Annotated in this window: 23 protein-coding genes; 6 read left to right on the top strand and 17 right to left on the bottom strand. The window is 52.9% G+C overall.

Going from position 1 to position 25279, the window contains the following annotated elements; translation table 11 throughout:
- Positions 1-388: 388 nt before the first annotated feature.
- Together VFA09_17310 and VFA09_17305 are read right to left on the bottom strand one after the other, a co-directional pair.
- Positions 389-2947 (bottom strand): polynucleotide kinase-phosphatase, encoded by a 2559-nt coding sequence (locus VFA09_17310; protein HZU69037.1) that lies wholly within the window; start codon positions 2945-2947, stop codon positions 389-391.
- 78 nt (positions 2948-3025) lie between these two features.
- Complete coding sequence (locus VFA09_17305) at positions 3026-4033, bottom strand: 3' terminal RNA ribose 2'-O-methyltransferase Hen1 (GenBank protein ID HZU69036.1); 1008 nt, start codon at positions 4031-4033, stop codon at positions 3026-3028.
- Positions 4034-4366: 333 nt separating this feature from the next.
- On the opposite strand from VFA09_17305, the gene VFA09_17300 reads away from it, so the two are divergent.
- Entirely contained in the window at positions 4367-6916 is a 2550-nt protein-coding gene (locus VFA09_17300; protein ID HZU69035.1) for a DNA methyltransferase, read from the top strand.
- A 106-nt stretch (positions 6917-7022) separates the two neighbouring features.
- Here VFA09_17300 and VFA09_17295 read toward each other — a convergent pair whose 3' ends face one another.
- From VFA09_17295 to VFA09_17285, 3 genes are read right to left on the bottom strand one after another with little or no spacing between them, the layout of a single operon-like run.
- A complete protein-coding gene (locus VFA09_17295; GenBank protein ID HZU69034.1) occupies positions 7023-7967 on the bottom strand; it encodes a Rieske 2Fe-2S domain-containing protein in 945 nt (314 codons plus the stop codon).
- A gap of 49 nt (positions 7968-8016) precedes the next feature.
- Entirely contained in the window at positions 8017-8958 is a 942-nt protein-coding gene (locus VFA09_17290; protein ID HZU69033.1) for a methyltransferase domain-containing protein, read from the bottom strand.
- 2 nt (positions 8959-8960) lie between these two features.
- Positions 8961-10268 carry an amidase gene (locus VFA09_17285; GenBank protein ID HZU69032.1) on the bottom strand — a complete coding sequence of 436 codons (1308 nt, stop codon included), beginning with the start codon at positions 10266-10268 and terminating at the stop codon, positions 8961-8963.
- A 521-nt stretch (positions 10269-10789) separates the two neighbouring features.
- Between VFA09_17285 and VFA09_17280 the strand changes: the two genes are divergently transcribed.
- On the top strand, positions 10790-11764 hold the full coding sequence (locus VFA09_17280) for a polyprenyl synthetase family protein (GenBank protein ID HZU69031.1): 975 nt from the start codon (positions 10790-10792) through the stop codon (positions 11762-11764).
- Between the two features lie 13 nt (positions 11765-11777).
- Here the strand turns inward: VFA09_17280 and VFA09_17275 are convergent, their stop codons facing one another.
- The 4 genes from VFA09_17275 to hpnH are packed head-to-tail and all read right to left on the bottom strand — an operon-like array spanning position 11778 to position 15434.
- Positions 11778-12599, bottom strand: a complete 822-nt coding sequence (locus VFA09_17275; GenBank protein HZU69030.1) for a phytoene/squalene synthase family protein — start codon at positions 12597-12599, stop codon at positions 11778-11780.
- A 23-nt stretch (positions 12600-12622) separates the two neighbouring features.
- Complete coding sequence (locus VFA09_17270; GenBank protein ID HZU69029.1) at positions 12623-13294, bottom strand: hypothetical protein; 672 nt, start codon at positions 13292-13294, stop codon at positions 12623-12625.
- 19 nt (positions 13295-13313) lie between these two features.
- Positions 13314-14360 carry an NAD-dependent epimerase/dehydratase family protein gene (locus VFA09_17265; GenBank protein HZU69028.1) on the bottom strand — a complete coding sequence of 349 codons (1047 nt, stop codon included), beginning with the start codon at positions 14358-14360 and terminating at the stop codon, positions 13314-13316.
- A gap of 33 nt (positions 14361-14393) precedes the next feature.
- Complete coding sequence (gene hpnH, locus VFA09_17260) at positions 14394-15434, bottom strand: adenosyl-hopene transferase HpnH (protein ID HZU69027.1); 1041 nt, start codon at positions 15432-15434, stop codon at positions 14394-14396.
- Positions 15435-15750: 316 nt separating this feature from the next.
- Here hpnH and shc point away from each other — a divergent pair, with 316 nt between their 5' ends.
- Positions 15751-17661, top strand: coding sequence for a squalene--hopene cyclase (gene shc / locus VFA09_17255; GenBank protein ID HZU69026.1), 1911 nt, complete (start codon positions 15751-15753; stop codon positions 17659-17661).
- A gap of 260 nt (positions 17662-17921) precedes the next feature.
- Positions 17922-18686 carry a Sir2 family NAD-dependent protein deacetylase gene (locus tag VFA09_17250; GenBank protein ID HZU69025.1) on the top strand — a complete coding sequence of 255 codons (765 nt, stop codon included), beginning with the start codon at positions 17922-17924 and terminating at the stop codon, positions 18684-18686.
- On the opposite strand, the gene VFA09_17245 is transcribed toward VFA09_17250, so the two are convergent.
- From VFA09_17245 to VFA09_17225, 5 genes are all read right to left on the bottom strand, one after another.
- Complete coding sequence (locus VFA09_17245; protein HZU69024.1) at positions 18676-19317, bottom strand: DUF1684 domain-containing protein; 642 nt, start codon at positions 19315-19317, stop codon at positions 18676-18678. The two genes, VFA09_17250 and VFA09_17245, sit on opposite strands and share 11 nt — an antisense overlap.
- A gap of 60 nt (positions 19318-19377) precedes the next feature.
- Complete coding sequence (locus tag VFA09_17240; protein ID HZU69023.1) at positions 19378-19824, bottom strand: OsmC family peroxiredoxin; 447 nt, start codon at positions 19822-19824, stop codon at positions 19378-19380.
- A gap of 187 nt (positions 19825-20011) precedes the next feature.
- Entirely contained in the window at positions 20012-20221 is a 210-nt protein-coding gene (locus VFA09_17235) for a hypothetical protein (protein ID HZU69022.1), read from the bottom strand.
- A gap of 117 nt (positions 20222-20338) precedes the next feature.
- Positions 20339-20773 (bottom strand): response regulator, encoded by a 435-nt coding sequence (locus VFA09_17230; GenBank protein HZU69021.1) that lies wholly within the window; start codon positions 20771-20773, stop codon positions 20339-20341.
- 59 nt (positions 20774-20832) lie between these two features.
- Positions 20833-20970, bottom strand: coding sequence for a hypothetical protein (locus VFA09_17225; protein HZU69020.1), 138 nt, complete (start codon positions 20968-20970; stop codon positions 20833-20835).
- Positions 20971-21243: 273 nt separating this feature from the next.
- On the opposite strand from VFA09_17225, the gene VFA09_17220 reads away from it, so the two are divergent.
- Positions 21244-22077 carry an alpha/beta hydrolase gene (locus tag VFA09_17220; protein HZU69019.1) on the top strand — a complete coding sequence of 278 codons (834 nt, stop codon included), beginning with the start codon at positions 21244-21246 and terminating at the stop codon, positions 22075-22077.
- Between the two features lie 154 nt (positions 22078-22231).
- On the opposite strand, the gene VFA09_17215 is transcribed toward VFA09_17220, so the two are convergent.
- From VFA09_17215 to VFA09_17205, 3 genes are all read right to left on the bottom strand, one after another.
- Positions 22232-23047 carry a hypothetical protein gene (locus VFA09_17215; GenBank protein ID HZU69018.1) on the bottom strand — a complete coding sequence of 272 codons (816 nt, stop codon included), beginning with the start codon at positions 23045-23047 and terminating at the stop codon, positions 22232-22234.
- A 71-nt stretch (positions 23048-23118) separates the two neighbouring features.
- Entirely contained in the window at positions 23119-24012 is an 894-nt protein-coding gene (locus tag VFA09_17210; protein HZU69017.1) for a hypothetical protein, read from the bottom strand.
- Positions 23984-24580, bottom strand: a complete 597-nt coding sequence (locus VFA09_17205) for an HD domain-containing protein (protein HZU69016.1) — start codon at positions 24578-24580, stop codon at positions 23984-23986. Before VFA09_17205 ends, VFA09_17210 begins: the two co-directional genes overlap by 29 nt.
- Before the next feature lie 170 nt (positions 24581-24750).
- Between VFA09_17205 and VFA09_17200 the strand changes: the two genes are divergently transcribed.
- Positions 24751-25212, top strand: coding sequence for a VOC family protein (locus VFA09_17200; GenBank protein ID HZU69015.1), 462 nt, complete (start codon positions 24751-24753; stop codon positions 25210-25212).
- The last annotated feature ends 67 nt before the right edge of the window (positions 25213-25279 follow it).

Raw genomic sequence — 25279 nt, 5'->3', positions numbered from 1 at the left:
TGAGAATATGCCTAAACGTGCGGCAAACGCACTGCGAATCGCAGGTTATACTGCCGTCCGTGTTATATGAGGTAGGATTACGGGCAAAGAAGGATCCAGCTATTTTTGCCTACGCTTGCCGCCATGGTCTTATCATCATCACACGAGATGCTGATTTTCTTACTTCCCAGTACCGGCCTCCTCATCCGGGTCTCATTCTCCTTTCCCTACCGGGAGTACCGGGACGCGCTGTCGTCGATCCTCTCATGGTAGCCATCACTATACTTCGAGATCAAGACCTCTCAAACACAGTCTATCTTATTGATCAGAGTGGACTCAAAAGGGTGGGCTGAGAGGTTTTGTTTTGCCACCCCTATTTCTACCTATGTATCGCTCATTAACTTATCCATTACAGCCGTGGGTCAACAGGCTCACTTTCAAGCGCCAGCACGCCAAAAACGCACTCATGCACTCGGCGCAGGGGTTCTCCGCGCACAAAACGCTCCAGGGCCTCAACGCCAAGGGAAAACTCGCGCAAGGCTAGCGAACGTTTCGCGCCTAATCCGCGTTTGCGCAGTTGTTCCAGATTCTGGGGAATGCTGTACTCAGGCCCATAGATGATGCGGAGGTATTCCGGCCCGCGGCATTTGAGGGTGGGCTGTACGATTCCTCGTTTTCCTCTTATGATGAAATCCAGCGGCTTGACCACCATTCCTTCGCCGCCGCGCCCGGTCAGCTCCCGCCACCAGGCAATGCCCTCTTCAATGCTTGCCGCATCGGTGACATCCACAATTTTGAATGGCGTAGCGAGCAGCAGCGCTTCATCAGCACGGCAGATCTCGGCAAGCGTCTCCATATGCCAGGCGTGATCCTTGTTCGTATAAACTTTGCCCTGAGTCGCCAGCAGGTGAAACGGGGCAAGTTTGAGGTCGGTCACAGCATGTACGGGCCAGCAATACTGTCGATAGGCATGAACATACTGTGTGACGAGCTTTTGCTTGTTGCGATAGGTCGCCAGCAATTCCTCAACATCGCGGCCCTGTTCTGCCGCCAGTTCGAGGCTCGCCACCGCACCAGCGATCGCGGCACGAGCGGCAGCGCCGACGGAGGCATACTGCTGGAGCAGCAGCGCCTGGGCCTTAACCGACCAGGGCATCAGTTCGCAGTCCATGCACACCCATCCGGTTGAAAACCGCTTCCAGAAATCAACGGCATCCAGAGCAGAACGAACTCGTGCAAGCATCTCCACTTCGAGTGTCGCATCGTCGAAGAAACGCCTACCGGTACGGGTATAGCAAATTCCGATGCCTTCACCCGTTACACCGAAATGCTTGCGCGCGGCCTCCTCATCTCGGCAGACGATCACCACCGCGCGCGAACCCATATGCTTCTCTTCGCAAACAACTTTCGGCACCCCTTCATGACGATAATAGGCAAACGCCTCCGCCGGATGTTCGAGCAATCCAGGCTCACTGCTCGTCTCGGAAGGAGACATCGTTGGAGGAAGATAGATGAGCCACCTGGGATTTGCCGCGAACCGGCTCATGACCTCCAGGGCAGCAATAGCATTCTCCTCCTGAATGGTGATATGCTGCTGCAAGCGCGTCGAAATGATGCGTTTGCCGGATACATCCTCCATATCCAGCACATCATCGTTCTGTTGTTGCGCCGTAAGAATAGGTGCTTGATCTACAACGGAGAGAAACGGTTTTGCCGACTCCCAATAGACACGGGCAGCAGGAACAGACACCAATTCTCTTTCAGGATAGCGCAGCGCCGTCAGTTTGCCGCCGAAGACACAGCCGGTGTCAATATTGATAGTGTTATTCAGCCACTCGGCCTCCGGTACCGGTGTATGACCATAGACAACCATTGCTTTGCCACGATATTCAGCCGCCCAATTGTAGCGAATGGGCATGCCAAATTCGTCGGTTTCGCCTGTCGTTTCACCATAAAGAGCAAATTCGCGTACTGCGCGGGAAGCGCGTCCCTGCATCGATTCCTTCAAACCGGCGTGAGCGACAACCAGCTTCCCATTATCAAGCACGTAATGGCTGACCAGGCCATCGATAAACCGCGCAACCCTCTCGCGAAACTCCGCCGGCTCCTTCTCCAACTGTTCGATAGAGGCGGCAAGGCCATGTGTGAGTTTTACATCTCTGCCCTTGAGCTTGCGTAACAATTTCACGTCGTGATTGCCCGGTATACAAAGCGCATCGCCAGCCTCTACCATGTCCATGACCAGGCGCAGTACTCCAGGGATATCTGGCCCGCGATCAACCAGGTCGCCCAGGAATAGAGCTTTCCGGTTCGCAGGATGATGCACATAGAATTTTTGCTCGTCTTCCCGCATCTCATAACCAAGTTGCTTCAATAGCGTCTGTAGTTCATCGAAGCACCCATGGACATCACCGATAATATCGAAAGGACCATGTTCATGCTTCAAATTGCTCCATAATGGTTGTCGCACAATCTTGACGCTATCAATCTGCTCCGGTGAGGAAAGGACAAAGACATTGCTGAAACCCTCACGTTCCAGGCCATGCAGAGAACGCCGCAACTGCATCGTCTGCTGGCGCACAACATGCGGCCCAAAATCGCGGTCAGAGCGATACCGGTTACGCTCCTGGCACAGTTTCTCAGGCAGGTTAAACACGATTGCTACAGGCAAACAATGATACTCGCGAGCCAGCGCAAGCAAAGGTTTACGGGCCTCCTGCTGAACGTTCGTCGCATCAATCACTGTCAATTTTCCGGCACCCAATCGCTTAGCGGCAACGAAGTGCAGCACCTCAAAGGCATCCTTTGTGGCACTCTGGTCATTTTCGTCATCCGAGACCAGGCCTCTACAAAAATCCGATGAGAGGATCTCGGTGCTTTTAAAGTGTTTATGGGCAAAAGTTGACTTGCCGGAACCTGAAGGCCCGATGAGGATCATCAGTGAAAGCTCAGGAATCGTAATGTTCATGACAGGTAACGCATCCTTAACCACAATAGCAGATCATTTAAGATTTCTTTGTCCAACCAGCTTATCTTTTAGCATGTATCAATTGACTATCTCACGCGAGAAAATCGCCATCTGCGAAGGCGCACCAACCAGCGAATCCTCTGACCCTACAGGAAGGAAACGCACAGAATAATTGAACCGTTCTGCAACTGTATTCGCCCATGCCTGAAATTCCTGGCGCGTCCATTCGAAACGATGATCCTTGTGGCGAAACTGGCCGGTGGGCAATGTCTCAAACTTGACATTATATTCCGAGTTGGGCGTCGTTATTATCACCGTTGCGGGTCGGGCAAATTTTTCCGCCGTATCCTCATCAGGAGCATCCTCAGCCGTTAAGCGTGCGATGGCATCGCGCGCCAAACTGCGCTTGTGCTTCAGATAGCGATAGGCGATCTGTTCGCGTTCCGGGTGAGTTTCTAGCCATCCCTTGCCCCGGCGCAACAATTTTTCGACCTCATCATCCCCTATCCAATAGTGCTTGTCATCATCCAGCACCGGAACAAGCACATAGAGATGCGTCAAAAGATCACGCAAACGACAACTGGCTTCCAGGGTGACCGTGTAATAAATGCTCATGCCCCATTCAGGATAGATTTCATCCAGCATATGAGGCATGGCGGTTACCGTATAACCCAATGGTTCAAAGAGACGCTTGAGGAGGCCTTCTCCACCACGACATGGCAAGACGGCAATCTTCGCCCGCAAAGGAATGTCCATTTCGGCCAGTCCCTGGCGAGCTGCACTATGCCCATTCAGAGCCGTTCCATAGACCTGCGCAATGGCGACACTGAGAAACGAGGAAGCCACATAAGGGCGGTCATTGACATACTGCTCCAGCGAAGCCGCGCCATGCGAACCGCATACTAACTGCACCGGATCGACATCCAGCAGCAATGCCGCAGTACAGCATTCGTCACTGACCTCTGGATAGAATACATGAGCCTTGCCGAACGAAAGCGCGAATGATTGCACTCTAGCCGGATTTTTATGCAGCAAGTAACCCAGATCAGTAGCCGGTTGATAAGTTGTGGTGATCGTCAGTAACATATATCTCCCCAGGAGGCTTTGTCGTGGAGGCATTGTAACATTGCTGGGTTCTATTTACAATACATCGCCTCTGCCTCCTACTTTTCCCCGTGGTGATTCCCCAGCAGTCCGTCGGCTCAGCTGCATGAAAGGGGCGAGAGATGCTTCGCTGCACTCAGCATGACATGCCCCGCCCTGTCATGCTGAGTGCAGCGAAGCATCTCTCGCCCACTTATAGGGAAACACCAGTTTTCCCCGCCTTGACGCCCTTGTTACAATTAGCTCGGCATCTTAGCACAAATATCTCTCTATTTTTGATGGCTATAGGAAATTTTTGGACCGAATGCGGTTGATATGAGCGGATCAGTATATTTTCCTCCTGGCGTAGTCCGCCTTCCCAGGCGTTTCTCAAAACTTTTCAAAAGCGAGTATAGCGCTTTTCACCAATCCATTCAGGGCTTTGCTTCTGAGAGCGACCGAGCACAGTATGCGTCCCTGATGCTGATCCGGCTCATGTTCGTCTACTTCTTACAAAAGAAAAGCTTGCTGGATCGCGATACTAACTATCTGCGCAATCAATTGCTTTCGATGCACGAGAATAGTCAGGAAAATGCCTCTTTCTATCGCCATTTTCTTCTACGTTTTTTCCATCATGAATTGACCGGCAATGAGCGTCCAGGATCAAGAGATACACTTCCTGCCAGCATCCCAGCGCTCAATAGTAATCTGTTCGATGTACCCGAATTAGAGCGCCGCAACGCCAATATCGATATACCCAACGCGGCTTTCGCCAGGCTCTTTGCTTTCCTCGATACGTTTGAGTGGCAGATCGAGGAATCTCCTACCTGCTCCGGCAATGCGATCACCCCAGGTATGCTCAGCTATATCTTTGAAAAGCTCATCAGCCAGAAAGAACTGGGCGCTTATTATACGCAAACGGATATATCTGAATATATCGCCAGGAATACTATTCTTCCTTTCCTCTTGCATGCCGCAGAAAAAAAGTTCCCCGATGCTTCTCATGCTGGTGGATGTATCTGGCAATTGCTTGGCAATGATCCAGACCGTTACATCTATCCCGCGCTCAAAAAAGGACACGAATTTCCTTTACCGGAGAGTGCCTCTGGGCAGACCGGGTGGAACACACCGGCAAGCGAGCCATTTGCGCTGCCCGGTGAGACCTGGCATGAAGTCATCGCCCGCCGCAAGCATTACGAGCAACTTCATTGTATGCTGGAGTCCGGCCAGGTGCGCTCTATAGACGAGTTGGTGACAAATAATCTCAATATTGCCCAATTTGCGCAGGATATCATTGAACATTGCGAGCAACCGGCGTTATTGTTAGCTTTTTACGAAAACCTGGCCCAGCTCACCGTGCTTGATCCGACCTGCGGTTCTGGAGCTTTCCTGCTGGCGGCACTTTCTGTCCTTGAGCCGCTCTATGATGCCTGCCTCTCCCGGATGGAGGCTATGCTGAGTGCTTGCGACCCGCAAACTGGGCCAGGGAAATCCGCTCATCCAACAGTGAACGAACCTCAACGCTCCGTCTTCCGCGTCATACTCAAGCAGATGCGGTTCTATCCCAACCGGCGCTACTTCATCCTCAAATCCATCATCACCAACAACCTGTATGGAGTAGATATCATGCAGGAGGCGGTTGAGCTCTGTAAACTGCGCCTGCTGCTCAAACTCCTATCTCAAATTGAGCGGGATGAAGCTGTGGAGTCACTTACGGCTATCGATTTCAATATCCATACCGGCAATATTCTGGCCGATCATAGCAATGAAACAGGCATACTTGTCGGGTACGAGCGAGATCCAGAGCGATTATCATGGTTCACCGAATTCTACAGCATCATGCAAAACGGCGGATTCGATGTAATTATCGGCAACCCACCTTACGTGGAGTATGAGACTGTCAGCGCCTCATATAAAGTGAACGACTATCGAACCGTATCGACCGGCAACCTTTACGCGCTCACCATCGAAAGATGCTCCGCGCTACTGGCGCGAGATGGCCGCTTTGGCATGATCGTTCCATCCTCAGCAACCTGCACCAGCGGCTATTTGCCATTGCAGAAAATCCTGCTGGAGCAAGCATCGCTGCATATCTCCTCATTCAGCGACCAGCGCGGCAAGCTCTTCGATATTCCTCATCCACGGCTCTGCATCATTCTCTACACGAAATCTGCCCATCCGAAACGCGTCTACTCCACGCCCTACATAAAATTGGGACGCGAACTGCGCGAATCGCTCTTTCAACGGCTGGCCTACATCGAAGTCACCGACCTGGTGAGGCCGGGTATTATTCCGCGTTATGGCTCCTCTATTGAACGCACTCTGCATATGAAGATACATAGCCAGGCACGCCGGTTGGGCGATTATGTCGTGAAAGCAGGCAGCAACATAGTTTATTACACGCGCAAAATGAGCTGGTATGTCCAGGTAACCCCTTTTATCCCTCAAATCCTCGATGAACACGGCCATGTCCGCCATCCCTCGGAACTGAAGACGCTCGTCTTCGCATCATCTGAACACGCCAATATTGCCTTCGTCTCCCTCAACTCGAATCTGTTCTACTGGTTCGTCACAACCGGGAGTGATTGCCGCAATCTGAACATGCGCGAGGTGCTGGGATTACCGCTTGACATCGAAAGGATGGAGCATACTATCCGGAGCGATTTATCTAAGCTAGCGATTGATCTCGCCCAGGATTTGCAAGCTCATTCGGAGTACCGGAAGATGAATTTTAAGGATGTGGGGAGGCTCACTATCCAATGCATCTTTCCGGGCAAGTCTAAGCCTATCATTGATGAGGTTGATCGTGTGCTGGCACGACATTATGAATTTACGGATGAGGAGTTGAATTTCATTATCAATTACGATGGGAAGTACCGGAACTAAGCTTGTAGCGCTATTTCGCACAGGCTCAGAAAAGACTGGCTAGCCGGTGAGGCATGAGAAGCGCAAGCTGTTTCTTGCATTGTGCCCCTCATGCCTCATCAATTTTTTAAGCGTGATCCAGCCGCCTCAACTCAATTTTGCCATTGCGGACGCGCAAGGCGAAGTTTGCCTCAGCATACACGGCTGGGCCAGTAACTACGGCCCCATCGCTCATTCTGAAACACGAACCATGCCAGGGACATTGCACGACGCCATCTTTAACCGTGCCCTCGTCGAGTGGACCGCCCATGTGCGTGCAGGTGGCACCGATGGCATAGATCGTACTGCCCTGCTTCAAGAGAACGGCAGGAATACCGGCGACATCGACACGCGTCAGTTTGCCTTCGACCAGGTCTTTCTCGTCCATAACGGCGACGTAATCATCGGAGCCGCCTTCAAAAGCAACATGATTTACTCCCACGGCCTTGGCAAAGCTGAGTTCGCCGCCTAAATAGGCCGAGAACAGCGAGGTCAAATAGGCTGTCGTCGAAAGAGCTATTCCAGTACGGCGACTGCCGGTCAGTCGCGAAACCCAGGAGCCAACATTCAACGCAGTAATGCCAAGATTGAGCAACCCATGCATCATACCTACACGGCGGTCGGCACCAATCTGGTCGCTCCAATCAGCAGCACCTGTTACCGCCGAACCCACTGCCCCCAACAGACCCAACACCAGCGTTGCATCCGCCCCGCGCGCAATCCCTTCATCCTCATCAAATAACCAGAGAAGATCAAGCAGCATTGTAGCTGACCAGGAACCAATGGGCACATCGGTGAAAACAGGATGTAACGCGTGCCCCAACCATGTTCCATTCAGTATATCTTTGATCTTGCGATTGGGTTCGCCCGGTTGCCCAAAGAGTTGCAATAGCCAGTTCTGGAGAGGGTCAGCTACCTTGTCGAGCCAGCTTTGATTCTCAACAAACTCGCTGACGGCATGTCGAAGCGGTGGATTAGCGGGCGGTGTATCGGCCCAACTTTTTGTTTCACCTGAGACGACTTCTGAAGACATCGATCCCATTCCTTTCTCAACGAACGGGCAAGGCGGGTCGTCTTGCCCGTTACTCGACAGTAAGCCAACAATAATCACACGGCGGATTCAGGCCCAATACAGAAAATGGAACCCCTGGCTGCCGTCGTTCCAGTATATAATTAGCGACCTGCTCATTACCAGCATAGAAGCGCCTGGCACAGCGCAACGCGCTCTCTAATGAGCGGAACTGCACGTACATTTCCCCCTGTACCGGCAATGTGATATGCTCAAACCCGTGCCGTGCCAACCACTCATAATCCTCGACACGCGGCCAGATAATCACAATTTTGCCCCCGCACTTCGTCACTCGCCGCATCTCGGCCAGTCCTGCCTCACCCCCTTCTGCCGGATCGGCAGTAAATGCCGAACAGGAGAGTGCCGTATCGACGCTTTCATTTTCCAGAGGAAGTTCCTCGAAGCTCCCATGCAAAGGAATGATGCGCCCGGCCTCCGCACCTTTCGCCAGCTTCTTTTGCAAAATTCGTAACAGGCCAGGTGAAGGCTCCACGGCATAAACCTTGCTGGCGCCATAACGAACGCACTCGAACGAGGCTCTTCCACTGCCTGCTCCTGCATCCAACACAATCTTATCACGAATATCAGGCTCTAATTGTTTAAAGATGCCCGGGTGCAGGTGCTCACCCTCCGTAAGTTCATTATATAACTCAGGCGTCTTCCAGTAAGTCAGTTCCCAAAAGAGTTTGTCCAGTACATCGTGACGAGCCGCCTCTACCTGATGTTGTGAATACGGTCGGCGCAGCGCTTGTAGAAAATCTGATCGCCGCGCTGATAGCATTATATGCTTGATGCGCTCTACCAGCTTATCCGGCGCACCTTGAAGGGCGATTGCCAGCGTTTCGATTGAGAGACCGAAGCCATTGCAGCCAAGTATGCCCCGCATTGTTTCGTCATCAAAGACCAGCAAGTCTTCCATGGAAAAAGGATTTGCAAACAGAACATTGCTCGTCATAATTAAGCGTCCTTCAGTATTTCACCCAGCTTTCCCGCCCAGGTCAGCACACGTTCATCGTTCATGTAAGCTCCTACGCATTGGAAACCCAGGGGCAGGCCGTTCTCCGCCCGTCCTGCCGGCAACGAGATGGCAGGCAATCCAGCATGTGTCCAGGGCAAGTTCATGATAGAGCTACCTGTTGTGGTAATTCCCTCCGGCGCCGGCCCGGGAGCGGAGGGGCATACCCATAGATCAATCTCATTTTGCTGCATCACTCGCTCCAATTCTTGCCGCAACAACAGGCGACCGGCCCTGCATTCCGCCAGCTCCTCAGCGCTCACTCCCTGTCCCTCACGAATAGCCTCCGCTGTTCGCCGACCATAAAGGGGCGCATATCTCGCGAACCAGTCCGCATGTACCTGAGACATCTCGGCTGCAACCATGCGCATGTGCCGGGCATTAATGGCCTCGATATCTTGCATGACAGTGACTCGCCGTACAAGGTAGCCCGTGGATGTGAGAAGAGATAGCTGCTTCTCGAAAGCCGCTAATCCCTCGGGCGACGCCTGGGCAAGATAAGGACCATCAGGCACGCCAAGGACCGGTAATGTGGCGGATTCAGGAACGCTTACCGCTTGCCAATCCTTGCAAAGCAATGAGGCAACCAGCATTGCGCCTGCGACATCCTGCGTAAAAAATCCCACCGTATCTACCGATTCCGCGCACTTAATCAGGCCGAGTGTAGAAATACGGCCAAAACTGGGTTTAAAGCCGATAACCCCACAAAACGCCGCCGGGCGAATAGTCGAACCAATCGTCTGAGTGCCAAGAGCCAGCGGACAGAAGCCCGCCGCGACAGCAGCAGCGGAACCACTGCTCGATCCACCAGGGCTGTACTCTAAGTTATACGGATTGCGCGTCGGTCCAGGTTCAAAATACGCAAACTCTGTAGAGACTGTCTTGCCCAAAATCAAGGCCCCAGCATGGCGTAGTGTCTGAACACACTCGGCCTCGGGACCGGCAAATAATTCTGGAGGAAGTTTTGACCCGGCGCGGGTTAGGAAGCCATCAACACGAAACATATCCTTGATGCCCACCGGAATGCCGTAAAGAGGAGGACGGTTGGTAGGATCTGGAAAGCGCGCCTGCAATGCCCGGGCATCGGCCAGCAATCGCGAGCGACGTTCTGGTTCAGGCAATAGCGCGTGAATACGCGGTTCAACGGCATCAATGCGATCGCAAATTTCATCGATATAGGCTTGCAAACTCACCCGATCGGTGCGCAGCGCAGCAGCGATTTCAGCCAGTGGCGCAGGAGCAATCAACATAGCAACCCCTCTCAAGCTGTGCAAGTAAGTGCGTTGATAATTCCGTCTATAAGGATACACTAAGGATGGAAGCAATAGCAAAAAGCAGAAAATAAAGAGACTGGGCACCTCTTGTCATTTCCCCTTATTTCTTGGTATAGTAACTTATAGAAGGCCTGGCACCAGGGTTGCCTTCAACGTCGAACGCAAGCAGAGCGTCTATCTGGAGCATGGGGTGGTAGATGCTCAAACAAGGACCGGCAGCCAATATTTTTTCATGGAAGCCATAGTATAGCCCCTACTATATTGTCCTTTCAAGATAGGATCACTTTATTACGAGGGAAGAAAAAGGAGTGAGGGACATAGATGCAAGGGCCGACCGTCTCTCTTAGCCTATGAATGTATCTTATAGTAGCATAAACAGAGTCTTTCAGCGTTACCAGCAGGAGATCCTTCAGGAGCTTCGCCGGGCACTTCTCAGCCCAGACACAACTCATCCAGAAACAATCAATCACGATATCCTTGCAAATGTCTACGGACAAATGCAATATCATCTTGGTTGGGTCGATCAGCGGTTTCATCATTTAGATGACCACGCGGGCAAATTGATACGCCCTAATCTTCTGCTACTCAGTTACGAACTGGCCTGGGCGCAGGAACAGCATTCTTCGACCAATCTCCCTGCATTGTCTCTGCGACCGGCGCTTCCCGCCGCCGCGGTAATAGAACTGGCGCATAATTTTACGCTGCTGCATGATGATATTGAAGATGGAGATGTCGAGCGTCGCCACCGCCCCACAGTCTGGGCCATATGGGGAATACCCCAGGCAATCCTTGCTGGAGATGCTATGTTCGCGCTGTCTCGCCTCCATATCTGGAAGGTATTGGATGAGGGAGTAGAGCCTGCAACAGCCCTAAATCTGGCGAAACTATTTGATACAACTTTACTCAAGCTGACAGAAGGTCAATATCTTGATATGTCCTTTGAACGGCAGTTGCAGGTTTCTCTCACAAGCTATGAGGAGATGATCTGCCGCAAAACAGCCTTATTGATGCGCTGTGCGACGGAGATGGGGGCTATACTCGGAACCCGCAACCAGGAGGTCATCGAGTGCCTGGCTCGCTTTGGCCAGGCATTGGGGTTTGCATTTCAGGTGCGAGATGATATGCTCGGAGTCTGGGCTACCGAGGAAGAATCTGGCAAACTGCCACTCGGCGATATCTACCGGCGCAAGAAAAGCCTGCCCATCCTGCATGCTTTCCACCACGCGCAGCCCGACGATCAGCAGGCAATCACAAAGATATATGACCAGGATGAACCGATCACACAGGAACAGGCACAAGAGATTCTAGCCATTTTTGAACGAACACAGACCCGCGAGTATTGCAAGCAATTTCTTGCGCAACATTGTCAGGAGGCACGAAAGGCACTTGCTCTGGTGGCCGCTGACAACGAGCTTGCCAATCGTGCCCGCTCTGACCTCGAAGCAATCATCGATTTTATTCAGGAGAACTGAATGGTTCCCATGCTTATTGAACTACCGGCCTCCCCTCGTAGCATTGAGCCACGATCTCAAGTACGGCTTTGCGGCTAAGCTTGCCATCACCTCTAGCCATAGAATCCAGGGTCGCATAGGCCAGGGCAAGCGGAAGCCTGCAAAATTCTAACACGGGTCCGGCAGGAAGCGCATCAGTATAAGTATCGGCCAGAGCCAGATTGCGCCGCGCGTAAGCATCCATGTCCCCGGTACGCCAACCGGCGGGGAAAAAGTCTACACCACGCTTCATGTCTTCTTCGTGGTTGCGCAGGATATTGACGGCCTGCAAGCCACGCCCGAATCCAACGGCATGCATACGATTTGTCTGCGTCCCGTTGTACCAGCCCCACAGATCCGATAGTAACAGGCCCACCGAGCCGGCGACCCCAAACGTGTAACGGTCCAGGTCTGCCTCCGTTTGAATCGTCCAACCACTTTCCGCCCAGTGCGCCATGCGGTCCGCCATGGTTGCCGTAGCCTCCCATATGCGCGGGGCAATGGTCAGGGGTGCGAGCATTGCCCATTCAGCGATGCGAAGCGTTACCTCTGGAAGCTCCCGTTGGTAGTGGCCAAATGCTATTTCAAAATCGCCAGCAGTAAAGGTTGTTTGCAATATCCGGCTGATGGAGTGCAATACCGTTGCCTTCGCCTGATTATCCAGGTCAGGATGGTCTTCTACTTCATCGATAGCGCGAAGGCATAAATAGCCCGACATGACCGCATCCTGCAACCCGGCGGGTAAGTGACTTATAGGGATAAAGAATGTCCTGCTGGTTTCTCTCAACATATCCAGTGCATTTTCACCACTACTCACTGTACTAGCTCCTTTACTAAACTTTATTCAGCAAACGTATTGCCCGGCTCATCGCAAAGCGCAACTTTCAGCACACGCGCTGCTCTCAGCGCATACCTGGGAGCCGCCCAGCTGAGCCAGAACAACTCTTTCCAGAGCTTCGGCTGCAGCATTGCCTTTGTTGGCCGCAGCCAGTCCGAGGAAATGCCACGCTCCGGTGCATCCAGTACAACACGGATTGTTGCCACTCGCAGGTTCCTTCCCGCGAGCAGGCCCGTCTCCATATCGGCAGCCACGAAGCCCTTCTGAGACCATGTGTTACGGTCGCTGCCAAGAATCATGGACGGGGCGGTTAGCAGCGGCCCACTATCAGGTTGAAAGTGCAACGTGCGTGCGGCTTTCAGCAGTGCCTTTACAAGAGCGGGATCGCAGCGCATACTACTCCCATCGGCAAGCCCGATCCAGTCTGGTATCAGAACAGTCCCAGGAGGGATGCCAGGCGCAAGCGCTCCTGCCAGTCCAGACACAACCACGATGGAACCCTCGAGCGCACCTTTCCATCGCATCAAGCGCACACCCGACCAGCTAGCTCGAGCAGGTGGAAGTACGCTACGTACTGCCCAATACTCAAGAAATGTGGGGGCAAGAATTTCGGCACGATACCTGGCAGATGACGATGAGACAGGCTCGCTATGTGCTGCGGAACGATGCTCCAAGCAAATACCCCTATTCTTGTTACGTGGCATATCCGTTATCGCTATACCATCGCACGGCCCGTTCCAGGGCCGCGGTCACGGATGTCGCCTCATAACCAAGCTCAGATTGAGCCTTGACGCAACTGACGTACATATGATGACGAGCCATGCGCACACCTTCTAGAGGAATGAGCGGCGCGGCCATGCCACCTTTTCCGCCACGTAAAAGTTTGCAACGGAATTCGTCCGCCCAGCCCAGTGAAAGTGCCAGGTGATAGGGAATGCGAGCCGTTGGAGCAGGGCGACCGCAAATCTTAGCCAGGCGTTCCCACAGTTGCGATAAAGTGAGATTCTCACCGCCTACCAGATAGCGTTCCCGTGGACGACCCCGCTGCAACGCCAGCACATGTGCCCTCGCCACATCTTCCACCGCCACCACATTCATTCCACCACCCAATGTGGCAAAAATGCGCCCGCGCATAAAGTCCACGATCATCTTGCCCGTCGGTGTAGGCTTCCAATCTCCCGGACCAACAGGCGCCGTCGGCAAGACAAGTACGACCGGCACCTGGGCAGCTAGCGCTACTCGCGCCTGCTCCAGCTTAGAACGATGGTACGCTGAGGCATCCGTTTCAACATCCCAATCATCCTCGGTCGCGGGACGCCCATTATGACTCGGCCCAACGGTGGACGAACTTGAAGTGACAACCGCACGTTCCACCCCTGCCAGGTGGGCAGCTTCAAGCAGCCCGGCACAGCCAACCACATTTGTTTCAAACATCTTGCGGTGCATGCCCGGCAGGAAGGAGTAAAGGGCAGCGACGTGTACGAGATAGCGGCAGCCGTTCATATGCTGGATAAGCTCACCAGGGCGTTCGATATCACCCACGATAGCCGTACAGCCCTCTAGCGGGGGCAGCGGCCTGGAACCCGGACGTACCAGCGCGCGCACGCGATATTGAGCCACCAGTAACGCGCGAAGGACATGACTGCCTACAAAGCCACTGGCTCCCGTCAAGAAGACCTCTTCTCCCGCGCCGCTCACTTCCTGTAACTGCTCAGCCATCAGTTTTGTATTGCCATTCATCTAAATTCTTGCAAACTTACGCAATCCACGTGACTACTTTTTGTGAAAGCTCGTTTGCAGGCCATCACGTAGCACATCAACTGTAGCGCGTATCGTCTCGCGGGGCGAATTCGTGGTAGCTATCACCGCGGTTGGCTCATAGCCGCAGTGCGCCATGCAATTGGCGCACCGGGGGTCCCTGCCGCGTCCATAATTTTCCCACGGCGTGGTCTCGATCAGTTCCTGGTAAGAGCTAACATATCCATCCGCCATCAGATAACAGGGTCGCTGCCAGCCCAGTACCGAGTAGCTGGGAATACCCCAGGCGGTGCAGGCAAAATCAACTTTGCCCTCCAGAAAGTCCAGGAAGAGCGGGGAGTGGTTTAGACGCCACTTCTTGCGCCTGCCATCCGCGAAGGCCTGGCGAAAGATCTCACGCGTCCGCGCAACACCGAGAAAATGTTCCTGATCGGGAGCTTTCTCGTAGGCATAGCCGGGCGAAATTTGCATCGCATCTACCTGCAAGTCGTCGTTCAGGAAATCAAGTACGTCACGGATGCTGCGCGCATCGTCCTGGGTAAAAAATGTGGTGTTGGTGGTCACGCGAAATCCCCGGCGCTTGGCTTCCTTGATTGCCGCAATCGCCTTATCGAATACGCCTTGCCTGGCAACCGATTCGTCATGGCGCTCCCTCAAGCCATCGATGTGAACCGACCAGGAAAAATACGGCGAAGGTTTAAACAGATCGAGCTTCTTGCCCATGAGGATGGCGTTGGTACACAGGTAGACAAAGCGCTTGCGCTCTATCAACGCCGCCGCGATTTGATCGATCTCGCGATGGATCAGCGGCTCTCCCCCGGCGATAGAAACGATTGGCGCGCCGCACTCCTCAACCGCGTCGATACACTGCTGCACCGACAGCCGCCGCGCCAGGATGTCCTGTGGGTGCTGTATCTTACCGCAGCCCGCGCAGGCCAGGTTGCACTGGTAGAGCGGTTCAAGCTGTAACACCAGCGGAAACTTCTCGCGACCCTTCAAACGCTGCTTGATAATATACGCCCCAATTCGTAGATTTTGTCGTAACGTGACCGCCATAGCTCGCTCCTATCTCCTTTGTGAATAAACAATAACGCTGCCTGAGACGACAACTTGCCATTCCACGTATTGCTCAAAATGGCATAAAGTTACCACATCTCACGCTTTCTGGCTTTTCCACTGACCCCATGGGAAGAGAAAATATATTCTCTTTCCTGCTATAATAAAAAATGAAGCAAGACTTGTAAATAACCTATCATACGCAATCAGGGTATGCAACCTGATCAGCACATAAGCGGTAGAGATGATTGCCTTCTATATACGTATGATAGATGAACAATGTTAATGGATGGTAAAAGCACGAAGGACCTGATAGATGGAAAAGCATGTGCTGAGCAAGGAAAACGAATCTCAGTTGCAGCAAGCACTTGATCGCGCCGTACAGTGGCTTTTAGACCACCAGGATGCCGAGGGCTGGTGGTGCGGCGAACTGGAGACAAACGTGACGATGACGGCAGAACACGTCCTGCTGCTGCGCTTTCTGGAATTAGAAACCAACCTGGATCGGATCAGAGAGGGAGCCATCCGGCATATTTTGCACAATCAACGTGCTGATGGCTCGTGGGCGCTTTATTTCGATGGACCCGCGGACCTGAGCACGACAATCGAAGCCTATGTCGCGCTCAAAGTCCTGGGAGTCGATCCCGCTAATGAAGCGATGCGGCGGGCGCTGGCAATCATACATCAACTGGGGGGTGTAGCGAAGGCCAGAGTCTTCACCAAAATCTGGCTGGCGCTATTCGGCGAGTATCCCTGGTCCGGAATCCCGACGATGCCGCCGGAGTTGATCTACCTACCGCCAAATGTGCCGTTCAACCTCTACGACTTCGCTTGCTGGGCGCGCGGGACTATTGCTCCGCTGCTGATCGTGATCTCTCGTCGCCCGGTAAAACCGTTGGGCTGCAGTGTGCCCGAACTGGTCGTTCCGGGAACTGAGGGCATGCTGACACGCGTCCCGGGGTCAGGAATCTTCTGGTGGGCCGATAAGCTCCTTAAACTTTACGAGACATCGCCATGGAAGCCTGGTCGGAAACGCGCCAGGCGCATGGTGGTCGATTGGATCGTAGAACGCCAGGAGGCGGATGGAAGCTGGGGTGGTATCCAACCGCCCTGGGTCTATTCGCTGATTGCCCTGTACCTGGAGGGCATGGATGTCGATTCCCCGGTCATGCGCAAAGGAATCGAGGGACACGAGGTTTTCTCACTGGAAGACGAGACGGGGTGGCGTTTTCAAGCCTGTATGTCTCCGGTCTGGGATACTGCCTGGGCAATGCTGGCTCTACGCCACGCCGGTATCCAGCGCGATCATCCTGCTATGAGGCGCGCGGTCCAGTGGCTCCTGCAGGAGCAGATTTTCACGGGTGGTGATTGGCAGGTGCGTTGCGGCAAGTTGCCATGTGGTGGCTGGGCATTTGAATTTGATAATGATATTTATCCCGATATCGACGACACGGCGGTTGTCGTGCTGGCACTGCTCGAAGCAGGTGAAGAGGCAATCGTGCGGAATCCGGTGGAGCGCGCGGTTCAGTGGGTGCTGGTTACGCGGTCGAGCAATGGAGCGTGGGGAGCATTCGACAAGGACAATACGCGAGCGATTGTCTACAAGTTGCCATTCGCCGACTTTGGAGCACTGCTGGACCCGCCCACTGAAGATGTTACGGCTCACGTACTGGAAATGCTGGCGCACGTAGATGCCCAGGACAAGGAGCTTATCATACGAAAAGCCCTCAAATACTTGCGCCGCACGCAGCGCCCGGATGGCTCCTGGTTTGGACGCTGGGGCGTTAATTACATTTATGGAACATGGTGCGTCATCTCGGCGCTCGCCGCATTGCGCGATACTGGATATAGCGTGCAGGACATGATCGATAGGGGCTGTGCCTGGCTGCTGAAACACCAGAACGATGATGGCGGCTGGGGCGAATCCTGCTACTCGTATGTAGACAGCTCATTCGCGGGTATTGGGAAAAGCACAGCATCGCAAACGGCCTGGGCCATCATCTCTCTACAACTGGCCGGATTGGGCCGGCATACAGCCTGCCAGCGCGGACTGGACTATCTGCGCGCTACACAGCAGGCAGACGGCACATGGGAAGAACGCGAGTTCACTGGTACCGGTTTCCCGCGCGATTTCTACATCAATTACCACCTCTACAGGCACGTGTTCCCGACGATGGCGCTGGCGGGAGCGTGCAATACGGATGAGAGGAATCATCGTCCTTTATAGGAAAGGCTCAGAATATCCGTTCTTCTTTGACTGAGATACCAGTTCGATACATCAGAAAGATGAAGTTTGCACCTCAGTATAGTCGTTTCCCCTAAAGGCAGTTCTTGAAAAACTTCTCCTTTAGGGGAAACAATCATTATCGAGCAACCGGTTGAAAAGGATGATATTTTGAACCTTGCGCAATTTTCCAGCATCACAGTATACTATCGGCATATATTGTTATTCCTATTTGTTTGAAACACAGGTCATCATTCATCATCATGCTAAGTCTTCAGGAACAGCTTCAGGATGCAATCGAACTGATGCAGGCGGCAAGGCGCATCGTTGCGCTGACAGGCGCGGGCATCAGCACCGAGTCAGGCATCCCTGATTTTCGCAGCCCTGGCTCCATCTGGCAGCAAGAGTCGCCCGTCAGCTATTTTGACTTTTTGCATAAGCCGGAGGCACGGCAAAAATACTGGCAAACGCGCCGCAGTCTCTCGGGACAGGTCGCAGCAGCACAGCCAAATGCAGCCCACAAAGCGCTGGCCGAACTCGAACGCCGCGGTATCTTGCTTGGCATCATCACTCAGAATTTCGACGGGCTGCACTTCGATGCAGGCAACCAGCCTGAGCGCATCGTTGAATTGCATGGGACATCACGAGAGGCCGCATGTACCCTGTGCGGTCGTCGCTCCTCCATCAAAGAGCTGCAGCAACGAGTCGACGCGGGCGAGATCGATCCGCGCTGCTCCGAATGCGGAGGATTCCTCAAGGCGGCGACGATCTTATTTGGGCAGAAGGTTCCAGAGCAAGCATTGACTCGCGCGAAGGAGATGGCAACATCCTGCGATCTTTTTCTGGTCGTCGGTTCGTCGCTCAAAGTCACACCCGCCGCGGCACTACCAAGGCTGGCACTGAGCCGCGATGTGCCTTTCATCATCATTAATTTGCAGCCGACACCGCTGGATGATTACGCGGACGTAGTTATTCACGAACAAGCAGGGCTGGTTCTTCCACAAATCGTGGCCGGCCTCAGTGTTTGAAATTCATCTCGCCCGCGCGAATTGGGATGTTGAGCCGGTTTTCCAGGGGAGCTAATGGACAGACCCATCTATCGTTATAGGCGCACGAGGGATTGTAGGCGTAGTTAAAGTCAAGCACGATACGTTCTAATCCGGTGCTGCCTGGCGCGGGCAAAAAATCGCTGCCCTTAATGGTGTCAAAGAGATAACGGCCACCACCATAGCTTTCAGCAGGACAGCTAGCATCACGAAAAGGCAGGAATAGGCCACCACCATAGATGTTCAGCCAGTAGAAAGCCAGGACAACATCCTGATTCTCTACTGTGAAATGGAGGCGGCCTACCCTTGTCATCGTCATCGACTCCTCGGCATCCATGGGCACAGTTAATTGCACCGGTTCTACGTTAGTATCGACCCCGGCAATTACACATAGCGCCGGATTGTAGGGGAAATAGCGCAGACCCTGGAAATTGCGGCGCTGCTCCTCGCTTAATGCCGATTGTGGATGATGCGCGAAGAGATCATCTTTGGCCTCATGAAAACGTTTCCAGACACCGGCAGCATCCTCACCGGCCAGCAGCGCCTGCGCCCTTGCCCGGTACATCGCGGCAACACGCGTGCGATAATCATAAAGGTACAGGTAGTCTGACATCTTTTCCCCTCCTGGCGCAATGCATGCCCCCTCTACAACATTGCTTGCTCGAAGACCGTTTTAGCTTTCGAGGTGAGCATTGAGCCGAATCTGTACATTATTGCGTAACGCATTCGATACGGGGCAACCTTGTTCAGCCTGCTGAGCGGCCTTTTCAAAACTCGCCTCGTCCATGCCTGGAACCTTACCCTTCACATCCAGGTTCATAGTCGTGATCTTGAATCCGCCCTCGACCTGCTCGAACGTGCAGGTTGCGTTCACATTCAGACTCTCAGCCGGTGTTCCGGCCTGTGCCAGAGCATGTGAAAATGCCATCGCATAACAGGCCGCGTGCGCTGCCGCGATCAACTCTTCAGGACTCGTTCTCCCATCAGAACGCTCGGTACGCGAAGCCCAGGTAATCGGTAGTTGCCCTATCGCTCCACTGCCGACCTCGACAATCTTCCCATTACCTTTCACAAGGCTACCTTGCCATTCAACTTGCGCATGTCGCTCTGCCTTTACCATAGATTCACTCCTTTCACTTCACACTCTTACTAACTCAAGCTATTCCCAAAAGGAATACGCCAAATAGCTGAGATGGACATCTCAATATGCCGGTAAAGCGCTTACAAGGACGCTAACCGGCACCAAAAGGAGTGTATCACTCACGCCTGTCGATGGGCAAACGGAACCATTACGTGTGATGCTGCTCCTACATTGGTCTCGAATTATACCTGCGCACAACAACAAAGATAACAACGCCCACCACTACAGCAGCAATAAAAAACCAGGGAGATTGCCGGGCAGTTGTGAGCCAGTCGCCAATCGCCAGCGCCGCTGCTATTAGCGCAAGCGCTGAAATATTCAACAGTTGATTTTGCTGGCGTGGAGGTGGTGATTTATACTTCGTCTTCTTTTTCAAACCGTTACCTATCGCCCTCCTCTAGTTGTTACTTACCAAATGCAGCACGAGTTGCTCCCTGACTTTTCTCTACAGGGAGACGCAGACAGCTAGAGAACTCATGCTCTCATCTGTATTTTACGATATAGCACAACTGGCCGGGTTCAACAGGTGGATATGATCTTCAATGGCCTGAAATAGATTATCCAGGTCGAACGGCTTCTCAAGGGATGCAAGGTGACGTTGCGCGAAAATAGGCCGGAGCGGTTCGTCGTCCATGGTTAAAAATATGGCAGGTATGTCTTCAAATCCATGTATTGCAAGGATCTGGTCGTAGAGGTCAAGACCATTCCCTCGTTGTAAATGACAATCGATGAGCAGCAAGTCTGGTTTGACTTGCGAGATGATTCCAAGAGCTTGTCTACTGGAACGGGCCACTACAGGTTGATACTCGCTCTCTTGTGTAATAGCCAGGGCAAGAAGTTCGCCAATGCTTTCGTCATCTTCGACAATGAGGATGATCTTTCTTGCTCGTTGACCACCATGTAAAGAGAGGTGCGCTGGATGATTCATGGCTCTCTCCTTCAGGTAAACGAACATTCCACTTTCCATAGAATTTCCCCAAACAAATTCTAACATACTTGTGCTGAGAATAAAAGACTTCCGGTACCAATTTCTTCAGGGTTCACCACATGATAGGCTTTTTCATCGATGATTCTTCCGAAAATCCCCAGGCGATTTTCATCAGTAGGAGTGCGACGCAGGCGCATGACGTTTCCCCAGCGGTCGGGCGGCTCAGCTGCATGAAAGGGGCGAGAGATGCTTCGTGGCACTCAGCATGACAGCGTGGGGCATGTCATGCTGAGTGCCACGAAGCATCTCTCGCCCGCTTATAGCGAATCATCAGTTTTTCAAACTGGATTCCAGGCGGTTTTCTGTGTTACAATAAATCAGAATTCACGCCCGCACTCAACATTCTCTTCCCAACAGAACAATCCTGGATAGCTGGATCAGATTATTTTTGAGTGAGTGGAGGAACACCTATGCATCCGGCAGAACCTGATGAACAGAACATACGGGCTGCCTCTAACGCCAGGACAATACGGCTGGCTTATGGGCCTGAGCCACTCAATTTCGGCGAGTTGTATCTTCCAGAAAGCGCAGGGCCGCATCCGGTAGTCATACTTATCCATGGTGGATACTGGCGCGCGCGTTATGGGCTTGATCTCATGACGAGTCTTGCAGAGGACCTCGCACAACGAGCAATCGCGGCATGGAATATCGAGTACCGGCGTGTGGGTAACGAGGGAGGCGGATGGCCAGGAACCTTTGTTGATGTGGCTCTTGCCGCCGATTATCTTCAGGAAATCGCGCCCGCGTATAACCTGGACTTGCAGCGCGTGATTCCTGTTGGCCATTCCGCCGGGGGGCACCTGGCATTCTGGCTGGCGGCGCGACCGCGCCTGGCACCAGATAGCCCTCTGGCGACCACAACCAGGCCGCTCCCTCTGATAGGAACCATCAGTCTCGCCGGCGTTGTTGACCTGGAGTTGGCATGGAAGTTGCGCCTCAGCAACGGGGCCGTTATCGAACTACTTGGGGGCGACTTCGATGATCTGCTAGAGCGCTACAGGGATGCCTCACCCGCAGCCCTTCTGCCGCTGGGCATTTCGCAGGTGGTCATTCACGGGACGGCTGATGATAGCGTTCCCTTGCAAATGAGCCTGGATTACGTGGCAAAGGCCAGAGCAGTCAACGATCCGATTACGTTTATTGAACTTGAGGGCGTCGATCACTTCGCGTTGATCGATCCAGAATCCGGCGCGTGGGCCATTACCGTTGAACAGCTGGAGAAGTCACTTGCTGGCTACGGATGAATCAACGCGTTGACCAGGCATTATAACGAACCTTTTGTGTAGTCTATGAGGTAAGAACTTTTCTTCTGGCTACCTGGCGGTGGGGCTTCTGGTCGTTGTGATCGTATTGAACACGCAGTTTAACCGCAAGCGATGACCTGAGTTGCCAGCAGCATCATTCAATCTTTGTAATATACTGCGACGGTAGATCGACCAATGGCACAAACGGATAGAAAGTTGCCAGTATGGGAAAGCCTGCCGGTATATTACTGATCTGTTTAGCATACAAGCCCGTCTGTGAGGCATAAACGTCAAAGGTGCCATTGCCCGGTTCAAAGACGGCATTCCCGTAATAGGCGTCGACAAAAGGTGAGAACCACTGGCGATCGCTTTGCATGGTCTTGAAGAAATTATCTTCGCCGCCGTTTAGTTCCACGACTGTATGTTTGGAGTTGCGCTCGAGATTTGGATCCTGATAGCTTCCTTCCAGCCGTGTGAGCTTATAGCCCGCGTGAAATCCTAAAATGTTCATCCAGGTAGGAAATTTGATGAAATCAGCCTGCAACATCCACTCGTCGCCCAGCACAGAATAGTATTGGTCGGATGTCACATGACCATCCTGATTGTAAAGAATCAGTTCAACGTTCATCTGGTGTGGCGCATTTGAAAACATATGGGCCTTTACCTCTGCTACCTTAATATCCGAAGTATAGCCCAGGTAACTCTGCACCAGGAACGTCAACCACAACAGCGAAACCGCAACTACCAGTAAGATAATCCCACCGATACCATGTTCCCAACGAAAACGACGTCGGTACCAGCGACGGCGCGGCCACCTTCCGGTACGCCTGTACTCTTCCTTCTCATCTTCGCTCGGGTATGACCTATGTGGAAGCAGGCTTCTGATGGCGGAGATGAGCAACACAAGACCTATGAGAGCTACTATTAATTCAATAACCTGCGGCAATCCTACGTTGATGGGAAAAGTCATAGTAATCTCCTGCCTTTCGCCATGCATTCCAAAGAAGATGTCTATCTACCAGCCTTTTTTAGTAACACGTATTACTCAGCAAGTAAGTTTTGCGCAGGAGAAAAACAGGCAGAGAAGATGCCAGACAGCCACTCTAGCGCCTCTGGATAATGCTGGCAATCGAGGATAAATTCCTGCCCCTGCGCGACGGTCTTTAACAAGGCATAATCCTGTTCAAGTTTCCATTGGTTCGGCTTCGCGTGATAAGTAAGGCAAGATTCTTTTCCTTCAGGATAAAACCATGATGGCAGCCGCCATATACTTCTGGACATGCCCCCGGCAGTCAGGCACAGCAGAGGATGAAATCCTGGAAAAATTCCTGCTCCTGGCAGATCAACGCTTATCCCCGGCAGTCGCAGGCGATCAGCCGCAATATAGATCGAATCGATGTTAGACCGTTGCTTGCGTATACAATGCGCGTGATCTAAAGCCCATACAGGAATCTCCGACCGGTTCTGTACAGGGATGCGCCGTTCGATTTGCAGCCAGCCGAATATGACGTGCTGATCAGGAGCACTTTTCACGTAGCGAAAGGCGCCATGATGTAGCTCGACTCGTTTGAACCAGCCATAGAAAAGAAAGATATCCCCGGCTTTTACGTGATGATTTTGCAAGTGACTTTCCGCCGCATTCGCCTGCCCAAAAATGGGCTTCCAACCGGGTCGCCGGGGAATGCTGCCGGCATATAGATCAGGATCGAGGTGCGCACTCTCACCCGGACTGATACGGCCTTTTGTGAGATCACGAACAATTACGCCCAGCTTCAGGTCACCAAACTTGATATCTTCATAACACCTTGAGAGATAACCAGGAACGCTTTCAGGTATCGGCAATGAGCAGAGTTCTCCAGAAGGAAGAATGGGGCTGGGTACTTTTCCAATGCTCGAATCAAAACCTTTACGGCTGTGGATGATCTTCAATGCCATGCCCTCCGGCAAGATGTTCAATTTCCGCTACTACGCGATCTAATTCATCAACTAAGGGCGTCGCGCCAGCCTCGCGCAATGCGTCAACCACCGCGCGATAGTACCAGAGCGTTCCCTCTTTCCCACCATTGAAGCGCTTCCAGAGGGCTTCTCCCACGATACGATAATCCTCCAGGATGGCGCGGGCGTTATGCAATTTATCGGCGGCGGAAACCAGGCGTACAGAGGCCGGAGCCTTGCTGATATGGGCCAGATAAGCCTCCTTGCGCTGCCGCCAGGGGGGTTTCGGAAACACATCGGTATCCGTGCAGCCATCGACGATCTGGACGACATTCTCGCCGAATCGCCGGCGAATCGCCTCACGAGTGGATGCCCCGCCCTGATCTTCAATCGAGTCATGTAGCAGCGCGGCAATCGCTTCGTCCTCACCGCCGCCATGTTCAAAGACAAGCGCGGTAACCGCCAGCAAATGCGCGATATATGGAACAGCTGTACCCTTGCGCGTCTGTTCAGCATGCAGCCGTGTCGCAAAGACCAGCGCTTCCTCAAAACGTGTTGAAAGTTTCATGCGGCCAACCTCAATCTATTGTGCTCTGCTATGGCGGAATTATAACATACTTCCCTACGTTGGAAGAGATAACGACTCTTTTTGGCCGTTGACACACCGATTGCTGGCTGGTATACCAGTCCTTGTACGGTGCTTATTCCTGGCCAGCTTATACAGATAGGAGACAGTGCATGCACTATTCCACAAAAATCGGCCATGCGCACCTGAAAGTGCGCGACTTACAGCGTTCCATCGATTTCTATACGCGATTTCTGGGATTACATGTAACGGAACAGGTGGACAATGCCTATGTATTCCTGACCGGTGGCACGTTCCATCACGAGATTGCCTTACAAAATGTTGGACCCAACGCGCCACAGCCTCCCGCTCACGGAACAGGATTATATCACGTCGCCTTCGAAGTACCGGATAAACGCTCGTTCGCGGCAGCATACCGCACCCTCAAAGATGCCGGCATTCCGGTAGCTCCTGTCGATCATTACATTAGCTGGGCGATGTATTTTGATGATCCCGACGGCAACGGCCTGGAAATCTATTGGGACACGCGCAACGAACCAGGCGGGCATCCACTATGGCGCGGAGAGAACACGCCCTTGCCAGATGAAACGATACTGGCAGCGCTGGAGAAATAAGCAAGGAAAAGCTCTCGATCCATTCCATCATCCAGGAACCTGGTCGTCGCGAAAATCCGTCGGATCG

Source organism: Ktedonobacteraceae bacterium (assembly GCA_035653615.1).
GTDB lineage: Bacteria > Chloroflexota > Ktedonobacteria > Ktedonobacterales > Ktedonobacteraceae > DASRBN01.
Note: the sequence above shows the minus strand (reverse complement) of the source record. Positions and strands in the feature narration are given on the sequence as shown.